The sequence below is a fragment of the Psychrobacter sp. 1U2 genome, from assembly GCF_051847575.1.
Map to the genome: position 1 here is coordinate 1 of NZ_JBPYDC010001014.1, position 741 is coordinate 741.

Consider the following 741-nt stretch of genomic DNA (forward strand, 5'->3'; position numbering starts at 1 on the left):
GTTTTATTGGTCTTTTAACATCTCAAGCCTATCAGCTTAGCGTACAACAAATCCCGCTGTTACGTGAAAAAGCCAACAAAATTATGGCGATGGCTGACTTACCGCGTGCAGGACATGCTTATTATAAAATGATGCATGTTATTAATACTTTACCGCGTGATGATCTGTTTCAAGCCAGCGTTGAAGAGTTATATCCTATCGTTTCTGGTATCACCCAATTACAGGACAAAAAGAGCCTACGCTTATTTAGCCGTATTGACCATTATCAACGCTTTGTGTCGTGCCTTGTTTATATCCCTCGTGATAAATTCAACACTGAATTGCGCATTGAAGTACAAAAAGTGCTAAAAGAAGCTTATGGTGGTACATCATCTGGCTTTACGACTGAATTCAACGAATCTGAACACGCTCGCGTACACGTACACGTGCGCACGGTACCAGGTCAAGTTAACGATGTCGATAACGCTGCACTTGAGGCTGAACTATCAGCACTTATGAAATCATGGACTGATCATTATCAGCAAATGCTGCTGGATAATGTTGGGGAACAACAAGCCAATTCCTTAACGCGTCGTTTCCTAGACTACATTCCTGCAGCTTACGAAGAGCGTTTTGATGCGCGTACGGCGGTTGAAGATACCAAGCGTTTGGCAAGCTTGAGCGATGAGCAGCCGATGATTTGGCATTTATACCAGTCAACAGGAGATGCAGGAAATCAGTTGCACCTAAAACTGTATGGTC

1 pseudogene is annotated in these 741 nt (G+C 43.2%); it reads left to right on the top strand.

What is annotated here, in order from left to right:
* A pseudogene (locus ACS8FD_RS20100) lies at positions 1–741 on the top strand (NAD-glutamate dehydrogenase); the annotation flags it as partial.